The following is a 15,782-nucleotide window of genomic DNA, read 5'->3' on the forward strand; positions in this document are numbered from 1 at the left end:
AAAACCCGGGCGGGAGCGCGAAGGTCCAGCGGTCCGCCGGTCTCAGTCCTCCGTGAGCCGCACCGGAAGGGCGCGGAGACCGCCGACGATGAAGCCCCCCGCCGGCTCCAGGGACTCCTCCGGCACCGCCAGCCGCAGCGCGGGGAAGCGGGCGAAGAGGGCCGGGAGGGCGATCATGGCCTCCATGCGGGCCAGCGGGGAGCCGATGCAGCGGTGGACGCCGTGGCCGAAGCTGAGGTGCTCGGGGCTGGGGCGCCGTACGTCGAATTCGCCCGCCGTGTCGCCGTGCTGCTGCGGGTCGCGCCCGGTGGCCGCGAAGGACGCCAGGATCGCCTCGCCCTTGCGGATGGTGGGCCCGTCCGGGATCTCGATGTCCTCGACGGCGTACCGCAGCGGCAGGTTGGCCACGCTGGGCGCCCAGCGCAGGGTCTCCTCGACGACGTCGCTCCAGGCCACCTCGCCCGCGCGCACCAGGGCCAGCTGCTCGGGGTGCGTGAGCAGGGCGTGCACGGCGTTGCCTATGAGGTTGACGGTGGTCTCGTGCCCGGCGACGAGGACCAGCAGGAGCGTGTCGATCAGCTCCTGCTCGCTCATCTTCCGGCCGTCCTCGTCCCGCGCACCGACCAGCACACTGGTCAGGTCCTCCGCGGGCTCCCGGCGCTTGAGCCCGGCCAGGCCTTGCAGCAGCTCCTGGACACCCACGTACGCCGCACCGGCCTCCTCCGGGTCGACGGAGGTCATGATGATCTCCGACATCCGGGCCAGCTCGGTGCGGGTGTCGCCCTCGGGGACGCCGAACAGTTCGCAGATGACCTGCATCGGCAGCGGGTGCGAGAAGGCCTCGCGCAGGTCGATCACGGCATCGGCCGGGGCCTCGGCCGATGCCGCCAACCGGTCCGCCATCCGGTCCAGGAGGTCGGCGGTGATCCGCTCGACCGAGGGCAGCATCGCGTCGGTGCGCCGGGCCGTGAAGGCCGGGGCGATCAGCTTGCGCAGCCGCCGGTGGTCGCTCCCGTACGCCGTGAACATGTTGTTCACGCCGACCCAGGTCGCCAGCCAGGTGTCCTGGTACTCGCCGCGCTGCCAGGGGGGCCAGTGCTGGCGGGCGTCCTTGGAGACCCTGGGGTCGGTCAGCAGCTCCTTGAGCAGCCCGTGCCGGGTGATCGCCCAGGCCTCGGGGCCGTCCGGGAGCTGGACGAGCGTGGCGGCGCCTAGCTCGCGGAGGCCGGCTGCCTCGGCGTGGACGTCGGTTCCGGCCGGGTCGATGGCGACGGGCTGCTGTCCCATGGGGTGGCTCCTGCCTGGTGGGGGGTGATGGGCGTGAAACGGGCCGGCAGGGCGACGAGGGCCCGCTGGAAACCACCCGGCCGCCACTGCATCCGCTGCTCGGGACGGGCGAGTTCGATGTCGGAGAGCCAGGCGGTGAGCCGCTCGATCGCGGTGGTGGCGATCACCAGCGCGTGCCGCTGCACCGGGCACGCGTGCGGGCCGGCCGACCAGGACAGATGGGCGCCCGCGCCCGAGCGGACCTCCTCCGTGGAGACGGTCCCCGACTGCGTGTTGGCGGCGGCGTACGACACCAGGACGAGCTGTCCCGCCCTGACCCAGGTGCCGTGGAAGAACACGTCGCGGCGCGGGTAGTGCGCGGCGTAGTTGGCCATCGGCGGGTCGTTCCACAGCACTTCCTCGATGGCGTCCCGCGCGGTGAGCGCGCCGCCGGAGAGGGTGCTGTAGTAACGGTCGTCGGAGAGCATCCGCGACAGCGCGTTGCCGATGAGGTTGCCGAGCGGCTCGTTGCCCGCGGCCATCGTCAGCACGATCTGCTGGATGACCTCCTCCTCGGACAGCCCGTTGGGGTGGTCCAGGAACCACGACGTCACGTCCGGGCCGCGCTGCGCCTTCTTGGTGGCGACCATCTCCGTGATGTACGCCTGGAACGCGGCGTTCGCGGTGTTGGCCTCCTCCTGCGAGGCCCCGTCCATCATCCTGCCCACGGCCGAGATCAGTTGGTGGCCGTACGACTCCGGCATGCCGAACAGGTTGTTGAACATCAGCATCGGCAGCAGCTGGGCGTACTGCGAGACGAGGTCGACCTCCCCCGTCGCGCCGAAGCCCTGGATGAGGGTGTCCGCCGCGTGCCGCACGCGGGCGCGCAGTTCGTGCGGTTCGACGAGCCGGAAGCTGTCGGTGATCACCTGGCGGTAACGGCGGTGCACCTCCCCGTCGTTGAACAGGGCGTTGGCACGCCAGCCCAGCATGGGGATGACCGCCGAGTCGGGCGGCACCGTCTCCATCCAGGCACGCGAGTCCTTGGACCAGGTGGTGTCGTCGTTCAGCAGCTCCAGCGCGGCCCGGTAGTCGGTGACCAGCATGGCCGTCACGCCGGGGGCGACCTCCACCGGGGCGAGGGCCCCGTACTGGCGCAGGTGCGCGTAGTGGCGGTGCGGGTCCGCGGCGAACTCCGGGGCGTAGAGCCTGACGAGCGGGTCGCTGTCGGTCGCACCCTGGTCGTGCGCGGGGCAGCCCGGCGGGGGTGCGGCACCTGGTGGGTGCGGGGAGGTCACGGATTCTCCTGGGGAGTGTGGGCCAGTACGTGACCGACGAGGGCGATGAGCGCGTCGACGGACTGGTTCTGGTCGCGGGCGTCGCACATGACGAGCGGAGTCTCGGGGTGCAGGTCGAGGGCTTCGCGGAGCTTCTGGGCGTCGTAGTGCGGGGCGTCGGGGAAGGTGTTGACGGCGACGGCGTAGCGCAGCCCGGCCTCCTCGATGATGTCCATCACCTCGAAGGAGTCCGCGAGGCGGCGGGTGTCGGCGAGGACCAGGGCGCCGAGGGCGCCGCGTGCGATGTCCTGCCACAGGGGCCGGAACCGCTTCTGGCCCGGCGTGCCGAACAGGTAGAGCACCAGGTCGCCGGGGAGCGTGAGCCGCCCGAAGTCGATGGCGACGGTGGTGGTGGTCTTGTTCCGGACGCCGGCCAGGTCGTCGACGACCGCGCCGGACTGCGTCATCACCTCTTCGGTGTGCAGCGGCGGCGTCTCGGAGAGCGTCCGGATGAGCGTGGTCTTGCCGACTCCGAACGGTCCCGCGACGAGCAGCTTGACCAGGGTCTGATCGGCGCTCGGAAGGTACATGCCGCCGGTGTGCGGACCCGCGGGGACGGAGTCAGGACTTGAGAGAGCGGAGTCCATCGAGAACCCTCTCCAGGATCTGCCGGTCGAATTGCTCGGCTTCGGGAATGGGGACACGGGCGTACAGCCGCCCGGCGTCGACGAGGTCGGCCACCAGGACCTTGGCCACACTGACGGGCAGCCCCAGATGGGCTGCCACCTCGGCCAGAGACAACGCCCCGGGCTGGAGAAGCTCCAGGATCCGGTGCTCTTCCGGGCGTACCTCACTGGTGATCGGCATTCCCGAGCTGCTCAGCAGCGAGAGCCTGTCCAATGTGTTGCGGCTGGGCCGGGCACGTCCGCCGGTCGCTAAATAGGCCGGTACGAGGCGCCTGTTGCTCTGGCGCGGGGTCATGCGGGCGTGCCGAGTTCCCGAGCCGGGCTGTTCATGACCTTGGTGCCGAGGGTGTTCACCTGGACCTGCATGTGGTGGGCGACGACTCCCATGTTGACCTCCGGTGCCGCGAACACGGCGAGGCAGGTGTTCCGCCCCGCGGGGATCGCGAAGACCCAGCCTTCCTCGGACTCGATGACGGTCTGGCGCAGGGTCGCGTCCTCCTGTTCGGCGAAGGCCGCGGTCACCGCCCGCCCGGCGCCCTGGAGCGCGGACATCATCGCGGCGACGCCCTCGGCGGCCTCCCGCCGGAGGCCTGGCGAGGCGCCCTCGATGAAGCCGTCGCCGGAGATCACGGCGGCATGGGTGACGTGCGGCAGCTCCAGGAGCGGGGCCAGCACCCAGGACTTGTCCTCGGTGACACGGCGGCGTGCGGGGCTGTTCATGAGAGTGCGTTCCCTTCGGGACTACGAGGGGGCTCGGGGGTACGGGACGGATCGGGGCCGGGAGAGGGCTGGGTGGCGGCCCGTCCTGATTCGGTGCCCTGTTGGAGGGCGGACCAGCGGGAGGCGTTCTCCTCCGGGGTACGTGCGGGGGCCGGTTCGGTGCGCGGGGTGCCGGGAGCGACGTCGCCGCCGGGCTTGCGGCGGTGCCTGCGGGGGAGTTCGGCACCGTCCTGAAGGGGCGTCGGCAACTGCGCGACCGGCCCCGACGAACCCGCGGGTGAACCCACCGAAGCCTCCGGACTCGCCGCGGAGCGCTGGGCGGCGCGGGACGGCAGCGGGGTGTGCGGGTGGTCCGGCGTGCCGGAGTGGTGCGGGTGGTCCGGTGTGCCGGAGCGGTGCGGCAGCGGGGCCATCACGGACATGGGCTGGCTGCTCTCGTCGAGCACGGTCAGGAGGGGGTCGCCCGGGATGTACACGACGGCGCGCACCCCGCCGTACGGGGACGGCTCGACGTGCACGCCGAAGCCGTACTGCCGCACGAGCCGGCCCGCCGCGGCGAAGCCGGACCTGGGCGGGTCGCCGAGCTGGGTGAACAGCAGCTGGTCGTCGCCCGACAACAGCTCCTTGGCACGCTGGAGTTCGTCCGCGTGCATGCCCACGCCGTAGTCGTCGATGATGACCGAAGCGCCGCGGTTGCCCTGCTGGAGGGTGACGGCGACGGGCAGCCCGTGGTGCGAGTGGTGCAGCGCGTTGGCCAGCAGCTCGGTGACGGTGATGGCGATCGGTTCGACGGCGCGGGCGACCACGGCGACCGGGTCGCGCAGCTGGTTGCTGACCTGCACCCGCTCGTAGCCGCGCAGCCGGGACGAGGCCCCGACGACGAGTTCCGCCAGGTAGGAGTCCTCGCGGGTGAGTCCGGGCCAGGCCCCGCAGACCACGCCGGTGGCCTGGATGCGGCGCAGCGCCTGCTCGTTGAGGAAGTCGGCGGTCAGCAGGTCCTGTGCGACGGCCGGGTCGTCGTAGCGGTGCTGCATGTCCTGGAGCGCCGTCTGGAGCTGGTAGAGCAGCGCCTGGATGGTGGTGGTCGCGCCGCGCAGCGTGGACTGGGCGGCCGCGTCGACGCGCTCCCGCTCCTTGGTGACCGCCGCGCCGGTCTGCTCCAGTACGGCGCTCAGCGCGCGGTCCGTGCCGGTGCCGGCGAACCGGGTGTCGAGCAGGCCGCGTACGGGCACGTGGGGGTGCGCGAGGGCCATCGACAGATCGGGCAGCCGGGCGCCGGCGAGGTGCTGGATCTCCGCCTCGACGGCCCGCAGCCGGGCGTTGAGTTCGTTGTTCGTCTGCAGGGAAGCGGTGTTCTGCCCCTCGGACGTGGTGAGGCGCTGTCGAAGGTCGGCGCTTTGCATCCGGGCGCGGACCACGGTCGCCGTCAGCACCACGGCGGCGGCCGTACCTGCGCTGAGGCACCACAACAGCGCCTCGGGTATGGATGTCATCGAGATCCTCGGGTGGGGGACGATTCCGGTCGGCCCGTATCAGGAGCGGAGCCGATCTTCGAGCGATGCTACCCGCGAGTTGACGGACCGTGAGCTGCTTCCCCCGGCTGCGACTGAGAAGTGCGGAAGATGTCGTTCCGCCCGTGATGCCCGGTGGATGGCGAACTTGAACTCCCGTGAGAATGCAGCAAGTTGATGGCGGCCTGCAATGGGGATCGGTGTCCAGAACCCGACAATCCACACAACTCCGTGAGGTTTCAAGGGAGTTCACTCATGTCCCGACTGTCACGCGGTGTTCGGGGGTAGAGCGTGCGGGAGACCTTGCGACTCCGAGGTGTCATGACCGGAAACAGCGCATCCTCGGGGGTGCAGGGAGAGGGGCGACGACGCCATGAACAGATCCGATTCCACGGGCCCGGCCCGTGCGGGCCTCGCGCTGGGCGCAGCCCTGGCGTCGGTCGTGCTCTGCGCGACGGCGAGCGCGGCCGCGCCCGGGACCGCGAGCGGCACCACGGGACCGGCCACCGCCGTGCGCACGGGTGCCGAACGGGGCTGCCCCGTCGTGTACTTCGACCTGGGCGAGACCCTCGTGCACACCGCCGCGGACGGCAGCACCGGCTACCAGCCCGGTGCGGCCTCCTATCTGCGCGCCCTGCGCGCAGGCCACATCACGGTCGGCCTGATCACCAACGTTCCGTCCTCCTGGGGCACGACCGACGCCGCGCGCGCGGCCAGGCTGAAGAAGGAGGTCGACGCCACGTGGCGGGGCGCCGTGCCCTTCGCCTGGCAGGACTTCGGCGGCCGGATCCTCACCCCCCGCACCGAGGCGGAACGCAAACCGGCCGCCGCGCTCTGGCAGCGCGCGAAGGCGAACGAGGGCCGCTGCCGGCTCGTCTACCAGGCGGAGACGGCCGAGGAGGTCGGGGTCGCGGCCTCGCTGGGCTTCGTGCCCTACCAGGTCGGACGGCCCCACCGGCCCACGTTCCTTCCGGTCGGGCTGATCGAACGCCTCGGCCACAGGTCCCGCTGACCGGCCACAGGTCCCGCTGACCGGCCGGCGGGCCCGCTGACCGGCCCGCGGCCCGGCTGACCGGTCGTCTGCCTCGCTGACCGGTCAGCCGGGAGGTCGGTCAGCCGGTCCGCGACATGTCCGGCGCCTCGGCTCCGGCGCGGTCCCGCTTCATCACCCCGCTCCGCAGCAGCAGTTGGAAGGCCCCGAGCAGCACCGCCGTCGCGAGCGCGCTGTGCCACAGCAGGGCGTCCAGATGCCCGGCGGAGAGATAGGCGCCCGCGGCGATCGCGGCCAGTGCGCACACCGCGCGGTCCACGATGCTCTCCACCGACAGCAGCGTGGCGCGCGGGGCGTGCGCGGGCACCGCGTCGTTCACCAGCTTGCGCTGGATCGGATACGCGAAGCCGGTCGCGGCGGCGAACAGACAGAGCAGCGCGACGACGGCCCACGGCCCGCCGAACGTCATCGCCACCAGCGTGCCCGCGAGCGCGAGGCTGAGCACCGACACCCAGGCGACCGGTGTCAGACGACGGCTCAGCCACTGGGGGCGCGCCGAGGCCACCGCCTCCGCCACCGTCATCGCGGCCAGCACTCCGCCGTGCGAGGCCTCCGCGATGCCGTGGTCCAGCAGGATCGGCTGGAAGAGGTTGACCTGGCAGATCCGGGACAGCGTGAAGACGGCCACGCCCTGCACCATCACCAGGGCCAGCCACCGCGAGGACGCGACGCAGCGCAGTGCGGAGCCCGCGTCCCGCAGGAGCGCGCCGCCCCTGCGCCCTCCGTCCGTCCGGCCGGCCGCCGCCTTCCCCGTACCGCTGCCCCTGTCGTCGCCCGTACCGCCGCCCGGCCCCGCGAGGCGGGGCAGTGCGACGGCGCAGGCGAGGGAGCCCGCCGCACTGACGGCGCTGAGTACGTACGGGGCCGCGTGCGCGACGGACATCAGAGGTCCGACCAGCGGCCAGCAGACGACCTTCGCCGCCAGCCCCAGGGCCCGCGCGGTGCCCTCCGCCTTCAGGTAGTGCGCGTCGCACTTCTCGGCCCGCAGCCCGTCGTACAGATAGGCGCTCGCCGCTCCCGAGGTGAGCGAACGGCCCGCGGCGATCGCCAGGAAGTGGAGGAGGAAGCCGGTGTACGAGGCGCTGAACACCGGGGCCAGGTTCGCGGCGGTCATGACCACCGCGCCCGCCCGCAGGCAGTTGCGGGTGCCGATCCGGTCGGCGATCAGCCCGGTCGGGATCTCGAACAGGCAGAAGGCCACGTAGTAGATGCTCTGGATGCCGAAGATCTCGCCGTCCGAGAGCCCGGCCGCCTTCTGGTAGGCGTAGAACACCGGCATCCACCACAGCAGGTTGAACAGCAGCTGGAAGCCGTAGTTGAGCCGGATGATCCGGCGGGCGGTGGCGGTCACAGCGCGTACGGGCGGATCTGGACCAGCCGGAAGTCGCCCGACCCGGTCATCAGCCACTCGATGTCCAGCGGCCTGTCCACGTCGGATCCGCCGGAGTCCGGTCCGCCGACGCCGGTCCCGCTGAAGTGGGACTGCAGGAGCCGCCCCGTCAGGGACAGGGCGGCGAGCCGGGCGCGGGTGGCCGCGGACAGGCCGTCGCCCCAGGAGCCCAGGGCGACGGTGCGGCCGCCGCCCTCCACCGTGTTGTACAGGTACTGCTGCGGCAGCACCGAGCCGTCGACCACCTGCTCGGGGGAGCCGGGGGAACAGTTGAGGTAGACGTTGCGGAAGTCCTCGCGGCGGGTCGGGTTGCAGGTCACCAGGACGCCGCCGAGGGCGGCGGGCACGTACTCCTGGACGATCACGCCCATGTAGGTGTCGTCGAGCGAGATGCCGACCTGGTGGCGGAGCCGCACGCTGCGGGGCGACACCAGGGAGGCCCACACCTGGCGCACCGCGTCCAGGAGTTCACCGGTGCCGCGGACGGTGGTGACGGAGTCGTAGACGCCCGCGGCGGAGAAGCCCGGCAGGTCCTCGGCGTTGGACGAGGAGCGCACCACCAGGCGCTCGCCCGAGGCGGCGGCGGGGAAGGCCCTGCTGATCTGCCGGGTGATGCACCCGGGCACGGGCGTGTGCCGGATCAGCTGCTGGAGCTGCAGACAGAGCGGGTCCAGGACGTCGGTGGCGTCGAGTTCGAGCGCCATCTTGAGCTTGCCGATGCCCTGCTGGACGGCGGGCGACGAGGCGAGGAAGCGCTGCTGGAGTGCGAAGGGGAGCGCGACGCCCTCGGGCGCTGCGACCGTGCGGGCCGCGAAGTCGGCCGCCCGGGAACGGAGTTCGGCCGGGGCGGCTGCGCTCAGGCCGAGCCGGGCCGCGAGGTGCTGGTAGAGGTCCTCGCGGGGCGGGCGGGGCCGCCCGTAGAAGGCGGTCAGGTCGGCCGTACGGCCGGTGAGCACGTGGTGCAGTTCGCCGAGGTTGGCGGCCTTGGTGCCGTACCGGTCCCGGTCCGATCCGCGCAGCCGGTGCAGGGCCAGTACGGGGGCCTCTTCGAGCAGGGGCGGCTCCAGCCGGATGCGCTGCTGGTGCCAGGCCGGAGCCCGCAGGTCCGGTGCGTGCTCCAGCCGCTCCAGGGTTATCTCGTCCTCGTACACCCGGTAGTGGACCCACGCGCCGTCCAGGCCGTCCTTCTCGACGAGCTGCTCCAGGTCGCGCACGATCGCGTTGGGTATGCCCCAGCCCGATGCGAGGACGTTGGTGTGCGAAAGCGGGGTGATCGGCGCGGTGTTGAGGAAGCCGGCCACCCGGGGGACCTCGTCCGGCAGACAGGGCATGGCCACGATGTCCGTCCAGCCGAGCCCGGCCGCCACCGCCGCGTACTCCTCGTGCGTACGGAAGAACCGGAGCCGCCCGGTGGCCTCGCCGGGGTTCAGCGGCGTCCGCGTCCTGGAGCCGAAGAGCTCGTGGCTGAGGATGCGGGGCACGCGCTGTTCGCTGATCGCCGCCAGCTCCTCCTCCTGCCCGTGGTTGGCGGGCTTGAGCAGCACCGGGAGCCTGCCGTCGACCCGTTCCCTCACGAACTCGTAGAAGAAGTCCAGCAGTTCGCCGTGCATGGTGTCGGCCTCGGTCGTCTCCAGGACGAGGAAGGTGCGCTCGCGGCCCTCCTGGTCCTCGTCGGTGTGCAGGGAGAGCACGCCGAGCAGGAAGCGGCGTCCGGGGTCCATGTAGACGGAGGCGTTGAAGGCGTCCAACTGCGCGTCCAGCGCGTCCAGTTCCATGCCCAGGACGCGGGTGGCGATGTAGTTGACGTGGAAGGGGTGCGCGGCGGTGTCGAGCAGGTGCCAGGTGTTCTCGGCGCGGTCGACGACGACCTTGAGGTACGGATGACCGGCCAGGACCCCGGAGAGCGTACGGAAGAGCGGCAGGGAGAGGTTCTCGCCGACGACCGTGCGGTCCGTGGCCGGTTCGGTGACACCGGTGAACAGCGGCGCGGTCATCGGGAAGCCTCCTCGGGCTGCGCGGTGGCGGGGGCGGGAGCCTGGGTCTGCGCGGCGGGCACGACCCGGGGCCGCGCGGCGGCCAGGGCGTTGGGCAGGGCCTGGGGGTGTGGGGCGGGTAGGGCGTCGGTCTGTGCGGTGGCCAGGGCCTGGGGGTGTGGGGCGGCCGGGGCCTCCGGCTGTGCGGAGGGTAGGGCGTCGCGCTGTGTGGCGGCCCGGGGCTCGGTCCGTGCGGCGGGCAGGGCCTGGGGTCGTGCGGTGGGCAGGGCTTGGGGTTGTGTGGCGGCCGGGGCCTGGGGCTGTGCGGCGGGTAGGGCGTCGGTCTGTGTGGCGGGCAGGGCCTCGGGTCGTGCGGTGGGCAGGGCCTGGGGCCGTGCGGCGGCCGGGGCCTCCGGCTGCGCGGCGGCCAGGGCGTTGGGCAGGGCCTGGGGTTGGGGGGCGGGCAGGGCCTCGGGCTGTGCGGTGGCCAGGGCTTGGGGTTGTGGGGCGGCCGGGGCCTCCGGCTGTGCGGCGGGTAGGGCCTCGGGCTGTGCGGCGGGCGGGGCCTGGGGCCGTGCGGTGGCCAGGGCCTGGGGTTGTGTGGTGGCCAGGGTCTGGGGGCGTGGGGCGGCCGGGGCTTGGGGCCGTGCGGCGGGTAGGGCCTCGGTCCGTGCGGTGGGCAGGGCCTCGGGCCGTGCCGCGGGCAGGACTCGGGGCAGGGCGTCCACCAGGGTCTCGAAGTCGTGGAGCACCGTCCGCGGGTCGGTGGCGGAGAGCAGGCACAGGGCTGCCATGGTGTTGGCGCCCGCGGCCGGGTCGTAGACCGGTACGGGGCTGCCGTCGGCGAGCGAGCTCTCCGCGACCACCGACAGCGCGCTGCCCCGGCTGAGGGGGACGTCCGCCGCGACCACGGGGAAGTCCCAGATCCTGCGGTCCTGCCAGGCCGCGCCCCGGCCGTCGACCGCGAGGACGACGAGGGAGCCCGCCGCGCCGCGCGCCCGCGCCGGTGTGAGCGCCTCCTTCGGCCACTCGACGGGCCGGCCCAGCAGCTGGTCGACGAGCATGCCGACGAGGTCGAGCCCGAAGACCTCCTCGATCTGCGGCACCGTCATCGCGCCGCCGAACCTGGCGGCCGTCTCGATCAGCCACATGCGGCCGTCCGCACCGAGCTTGACCTCGGTGTGGATCCCGCAGTCCCGCAGGCCGAGGGCGTCGACCGACTCCCGCGCGAGGGCCACGACGCGGTCCTGGGCGTCCTGCGACAGCGGCGCGGGGGTGATGCCCGCGCGCTCGGTGAACGGCTCGACCGTGGGCATCCGGCCGCTGAGACAGACCGGATGGAAGGTGCCGTCCGCCACGACGCCCTCGACACTGACGTAGTCGCCCCAGCCGGGCTCGTCGAACCAGTCCGCGGCGCTGCCGGTCACGATCTCCTCGACCACGAAGTCCGCGTCCGCCTCGGCCACATGGAGCTCCGAGAACCCCAACTGGGCCGATTCGGCCATCACTTCGCGCGACCGGTGCCAGGCCGCGGACAGCTCGTGCGGGGAGCGGACGATCTGGTGCGCGGTGGAACCCGCGCTCCAGGCCGCCTTGAGGAGCAGCGGGAAGGACAGCGAACCGGCCGCCTCGTGCAGGTCCGCCTCCGTGGCGACGGGCCGGAACTCCGGCTGTGACAGGCCGTGTTCCCGCCAGGTGCGCCGCATCAGCCGCTTGTCACGGGCGAGCGCCGCCGCGCTGCCCGCCCCCGGGAGACCGAGCGCCCCGCACGCTTCGGCCACGGCCACCACCGCGTACTCGGAGAAGGTCAGCACCGCGTCCGCGCCCACGGCCCCCGCCCGCGAGACGATCGTGGACACCAGGTCGGACCGCTGCGCTTCGGTGGGCGTCACGACCGAGGCGCACAGCCGCCGGGCGGAGTCCGCCACGGCGGGAGGAAGAGCGCTGAGCGCCAGCAGGTGCACTTCCGCCCTCGCGGCCGTCCTGGACAGGACGTGACCGAGCGGCGGACCACCCTTGGCATGCACTAACAGCACCTTGCTCACTGAAATTCGTCTCCATTCATCCGATTGATGCGGGACATCCGGTACGTGCCGTCGTAGAGGCCCGGTTGATGCGCGTAGAGCGCGGGGGGATCATCCGGTGTACGTCGCGGGGAGTGTTCACCCGCACACTCAAGGAGACCAGGCGGCAGGCGCCCGCAGCGCCATCGGGGACGCCCGCGACTCAGGCAAATGCCTGAGTCGCACGCCGCGTTGGACCGCCGGCCGGGTTCCGCGAGGGCCTGGACGGTCTCCGCGAGGAGCCGCATATGGACGGAGATACCGCTGTGGACGATTCCACTCTCAAGGCACTGCTGGGGAACCTTCCCCTGTACCGGTGGGAGGTCGACGGGCCGTGGCAGACCCGGTTCGACGGCTGCGCCCCCGGCCGTACGAGCGACCTCGCGGCGGAGGCGGACGCCCGACCCGGCGCGGACGCCCAACCCGACGCGGACGCCCGACCCGGCACCAGCGCCCAGCCCGGCGCCGACGCCCAGCCCGACGCCCCGCCCGGGTCCACCCGCCGGTACGCCGCCTTCGCGGGCCTCGTCGACCTCGCTCCGGCCGCCGCCTTCATCCGCGACAGCGACGGCCGCTACCTGTGGGCCAACCACGCCTACGCGCACCTCTACGGCACCGTTCCCGAGCAACTCGCCGGAAGGTGCATCGAGGACTTCGACGCCCCCGCGGAGGCCGACCGGTTCCGCGCCCTCGACCAGGAGGTGCTCGCCCGGGGCAGGCCGGTGCGCCACACCCTCGGCTACCGGCGCCCGGACGGCAGCACGGGCCAGGCGGTCGGCCACCGTTTCCCCGTACGGGAGAACGCGCGTACCTGCGTCGCCGGAATCTACGTGGACATCACGGACCACCTCCGCGCCATGGTCCAACGGCAGGAGGCCCAGGAGCACCTGCAGGCGCTGCGCGACCACAGCGGCCTGCCCTGCGCCCTGCTGTCGGCGAACGGACGCGTGATCGAGGCGAGTTCGGCGGCCGCCGAACTGTTCCACCTCAGCCCGCCCGACCTGGTCGGCCGCCGCGCCCACACCCTGCTCGCCCCCGAGCCCGGCCTCGACCGGCTGCACCGCAGGTGGAACGGGCTGATATCCCGCCGCACCAGGCGGGTGGAGACGTCAGCGACGCTCGTCGACGCCCGGGGGCGGCAGCGCCGCGCACAGCTCCACCTGACCACGGTCGGCCACTCCGCCGTCCGCGCCCGGCACGTCTGGGCCGTCGTCACCCAGCAGAGCCTCGCCCACGAGGCCCATCCGCCGCTCACCGCCGCGCAGATCCGGATCCTCTCCCTCCTGGCGGAGGGCAGCAGCAACGGCGACATCGCCACCTCGCTGAAGCTGTCCCGGCAGACGGTCGACTACCACCTCAGCCGGCTGCGGGACCTCCTGGGCGCCGCGACCCGCCCCGCGCTCGTCGCCCGCGCGTACGTCCTCGGCATCCTCGCCCCCCGCGCCTGGCCGCCGCGCTCCGCCACGGCGGCCCACCCGCTCAGCACCGCCTGACGCACCCGGCCGGGCCCAGCACAGAAGGCCGGGCCCGGCCGGAACCCTCAGAACTTGCCGTAGTTCACCTGCCAGGTGGGCAGCCCCATCCGGCGCCACAGCTCGACCACCCGGTCCCGGTCGTCCAGCGAGACCCGTACCGCGTACCGCTCGCGGACGTGCGCGTCGAAGAGCTCGGCCTTGACGATGTCGTCGCGCCGCTGGTCCTTCGCGGGCCGCATCCACAGCTCGTCGTACGGCACGTCGTGCCGCTTCAGCCACTCCTCGGTCTGCTCCCGGAACTCCTCGCCGCGGCCCGAAAGCAGCACGAGCTTGTCGCCGTGGGCCTGCCGGAACGCGAGCAGGGCGTCCCGTACGGACGGGTTCAGCACGTCGAGGCCGCAGCGCGTGAAGTCGAACGGGCCCCGGTTGCCGGTCAGCGCCAGCGTGCCGTCGATGTCGCACATGACCGCCGAAGGCAGCGCGGGGTCAGGGACGTAAGGGGCCACCGGCGTCTGGTCGTTGAACCAGTCGGCGGTGAGCCGCCACCCGCTCTTCCTCGCCTTGGCGTGCTTGTCGGCCAGTATGCGGATGACGTCCTCGCCGACGGGGCTGTCGCGCGCGGCGTCCCTCCGTACGCACTCGTCCACCGGGACGTCGGTGAAGTCGTGCACCACGAACACCGCCTGCCCCGCCACCGCCGCCTTGAGCCGCTTCGGGATGTGCGGGGTGAGGTGCGTGTTGTCGACGACCACGTCGAAGCCGTCGTCGACGGCCGCCCGAACCGCCGTGTCCTGGACGGAGAGGACGGTCTGCTCACGCGCGTACGAGCGTGCGCGGCCCTCGGGGGACTCGTCGCGGACGCGAGAGGCGGGCAGGTCGAGCATCGCCCGCAGGTCGTCGAGGTTGACCCGCCGGATCCGGCCGTCGGACTCCGCCTGGAGGGCGCGGGCCGCGGTGGTCTTGCCGGACGCCGGAAGACCGGTCATCACGTGCACGACGGGCAGCGCGGGCGCTGCGGCCGCCACAGGAGCCGCGCGCTTTGCGGGCTTCACAGGATTCGCGGGCTCCAGGGGCTCTACGGGCTTCACGGGCTTCACGGGCCTTGCGGGTTCTGCAGACACGGTTCCGCTGTCCTCATCGGTCTTGAACGGATCGGCGGTCACCGGCTTCAGTGCGCGCCACACCACGAGCTCGGTCGGCTTCCCCTCCAGCCGCTGGAACATCGCCGCCCGTACCTCACGGTCAGGGAGCGCCAGCGCGGCGCGGGCGAACGCGGCCCGGTCGGCGCCGAGGTGGGAAATCGTCGCATACGCGGCGTCGATCGCCCGCTCCCGGTCGGCGAGTGCCTCGTCCAGCCGGGTGATCACCCCGCGCACCCAGGCGTCGAACTCGTCGGGCACCTGCTCCAGCAGGTCGTCCAGCGGGGTCGAGCCGGTCGCCTCCGCGATCGAGCAGCCGACCGCCTGCGCCACCAGCTTCGGCGGACGGCCGCTGTCGCGGAAGCGCTGGATCCCGTACCCCCGCCAGACGTCCCGCTCGGTGATCCCGGTGAGCACCTTGTGCAGCCGTACGTACTCGGCGATCTTCACCTTGGTGCGCAGGCCGGAGGCGAACCGCACGACGAAGCCCTCCGCGTCGGTGCCCGTGGAGGCACCCCCGTCGGGCAGGGTGCTCGACGCGCTCAGCTCCAGCAGCTCGGCGAGCGGCATCGCGGGCCGGACGCGGACGACCGAGCCGATCGGCTGCCAGCCCACGGCGGCCTCGGCGAGCGGCACTTCGGCGCCGTCCGGGCCGTACGCGGCGAGCAGCACGAGGTCGCGCCGGTCGCCGTAGTTCACGACGATGCGGTTCTCCGGGTAGAGGATCTCCGCGAGGTACGTCGTGCCCGGTACGAGCCCGCTGTCGTCCTTGGTCGCGAGGAACCGGCGTGCCCAGGTGGCCTGTTCGCTGATGAAGGAGCCCTTGGACGCGACGTGCCAGCGGCCGGAGTGGTGGAAGACGATGCCGAGGCTGCCGTCGACCTTGTCGTACACCTCGAAGGGCTCGTCGGGCAGCGCCGGTGCGTACGCGCGGCCTCGCGCGTGCTCGGACGCGTTGAAGAACTTCGGCAGCGGCAGCGCCACCACCTCTCCGCTCTCGTCGTCGACGACCAGCCCGCGGCAGCGCGTCGTCACCTCGGTCCAGTTCTGTTCGTACTGGCAGGTCCGGGTGTACGCGTAGATCGACAGCGGCAGTTCGGGGTGCGACCTGCGCGAGACGTGACCGATCTCGACGGCCTTGGCGAGGTCGTCGTGGTGCATGAGGTGGTCGAGACGGATTCGGGCGGAAGCCATGGGTTTCTCCTGTTTCAGGTGGACCCATTCTCCCGTG

At 72.5% G+C, this 15,782-nt stretch carries 11 protein-coding genes and 1 pseudogene; 2 read left to right on the forward strand and 10 right to left on the reverse strand.

Annotated elements, in window-relative coordinates:
- Positions 1–42: 42 nt before the first annotated feature.
- Genes ACH4SP_RS10070 through ACH4SP_RS10095 form a run of 6 tightly spaced genes read right to left on the reverse strand, consistent with a single transcriptional unit; the run spans position 43 to position 5,442 of the window.
- Positions 43–1,287 (reverse strand): cytochrome P450, encoded by a 1,245-nt coding sequence (locus ACH4SP_RS10070; protein WP_398412538.1) that lies wholly within the window; start codon positions 1,285–1,287, stop codon positions 43–45.
- Positions 1,212–2,564 carry a cytochrome P450 gene (locus tag ACH4SP_RS10075; protein ID WP_398412541.1) on the reverse strand — a complete coding sequence of 451 codons (1,353 nt, stop codon included), beginning with the start codon at positions 2,562–2,564 and terminating at the stop codon, positions 1,212–1,214. Before ACH4SP_RS10075 ends, ACH4SP_RS10070 begins: the two co-directional genes overlap by 76 nt.
- Positions 2,561–3,133 carry a GTP-binding protein gene (locus tag ACH4SP_RS10080; protein WP_398412543.1) on the reverse strand — a complete coding sequence of 191 codons (573 nt, stop codon included), beginning with the start codon at positions 3,131–3,133 and terminating at the stop codon, positions 2,561–2,563. The genes ACH4SP_RS10075 and ACH4SP_RS10080 overlap by 4 nt, the downstream gene beginning before the upstream one ends.
- A 31-nt stretch (positions 3,134–3,164) precedes the next feature.
- Positions 3,165–3,524 (reverse strand): DUF742 domain-containing protein, encoded by a 360-nt coding sequence (locus tag ACH4SP_RS10085; protein ID WP_398412545.1) that lies wholly within the window; start codon positions 3,522–3,524, stop codon positions 3,165–3,167.
- A complete protein-coding gene (locus ACH4SP_RS10090) occupies positions 3,521–3,949 on the reverse strand; it encodes a roadblock/LC7 domain-containing protein (protein ID WP_398412547.1) in 429 nt (142 codons plus the stop codon). Before ACH4SP_RS10090 ends, ACH4SP_RS10085 begins: the two co-directional genes overlap by 4 nt.
- Positions 3,946–5,442, reverse strand: a complete 1,497-nt coding sequence (locus ACH4SP_RS10095; RefSeq protein ID WP_398412552.1) for an ATP-binding protein — start codon at positions 5,440–5,442, stop codon at positions 3,946–3,948. Before ACH4SP_RS10095 ends, ACH4SP_RS10090 begins: the two co-directional genes overlap by 4 nt.
- 391 nt (positions 5,443–5,833) lie before the next feature.
- Here ACH4SP_RS10095 and ACH4SP_RS10100 point away from each other — a divergent pair, with 391 nt between their 5' ends.
- On the forward strand, positions 5,834–6,472 hold the full coding sequence (locus tag ACH4SP_RS10100) for a hypothetical protein (protein ID WP_398412554.1): 639 nt from the start codon (positions 5,834–5,836) through the stop codon (positions 6,470–6,472).
- Positions 6,473–6,572: 100 nt separating this feature from the next.
- Here the strand turns inward: ACH4SP_RS10100 and ACH4SP_RS10105 are convergent, their stop codons facing one another.
- From ACH4SP_RS10105 to ACH4SP_RS10115, 3 genes and pseudogenes are all read right to left on the reverse strand, one after another.
- A complete protein-coding gene (locus ACH4SP_RS10105; RefSeq protein WP_398412556.1) occupies positions 6,573–7,862 on the reverse strand; it encodes an MFS transporter in 1,290 nt (429 codons plus the stop codon).
- Positions 7,859–9,895, reverse strand: a complete 2,037-nt coding sequence (locus ACH4SP_RS10110) for a PEP/pyruvate-binding domain-containing protein (protein ID WP_398412558.1) — start codon at positions 9,893–9,895, stop codon at positions 7,859–7,861. The genes ACH4SP_RS10105 and ACH4SP_RS10110 overlap by 4 nt, the downstream gene beginning before the upstream one ends.
- A gap of 674 nt (positions 9,896–10,569) precedes the next feature.
- Positions 10,570–11,919 (reverse strand): annotated as a pseudogene (locus ACH4SP_RS10115) (acetyl-CoA carboxylase biotin carboxylase subunit family protein); the annotation flags it as partial.
- A 284-nt stretch (positions 11,920–12,203) separates the two neighbouring features.
- Between ACH4SP_RS10115 and ACH4SP_RS10120 the strand changes: the two are divergent.
- A complete protein-coding gene (locus ACH4SP_RS10120; protein WP_398412561.1) occupies positions 12,204–13,430 on the forward strand; it encodes a PAS domain-containing protein in 1,227 nt (408 codons plus the stop codon).
- Between the two features lie 47 nt (positions 13,431–13,477).
- Here ACH4SP_RS10120 and ACH4SP_RS10125 read toward each other — a convergent pair whose 3' ends face one another.
- On the reverse strand, positions 13,478–15,745 hold the full coding sequence (locus tag ACH4SP_RS10125) for an RNA ligase (RefSeq protein ID WP_398412563.1): 2,268 nt from the start codon (positions 15,743–15,745) through the stop codon (positions 13,478–13,480).
- Positions 15,746–15,782: the final 37 nt, after the last annotated feature.

It is taken from the genome of Streptomyces sp. NPDC021093 (assembly GCF_044333135.1).
In the GTDB taxonomy this organism is placed as follows: domain Bacteria; phylum Actinomycetota; class Actinomycetes; order Streptomycetales; family Streptomycetaceae; genus Streptomyces.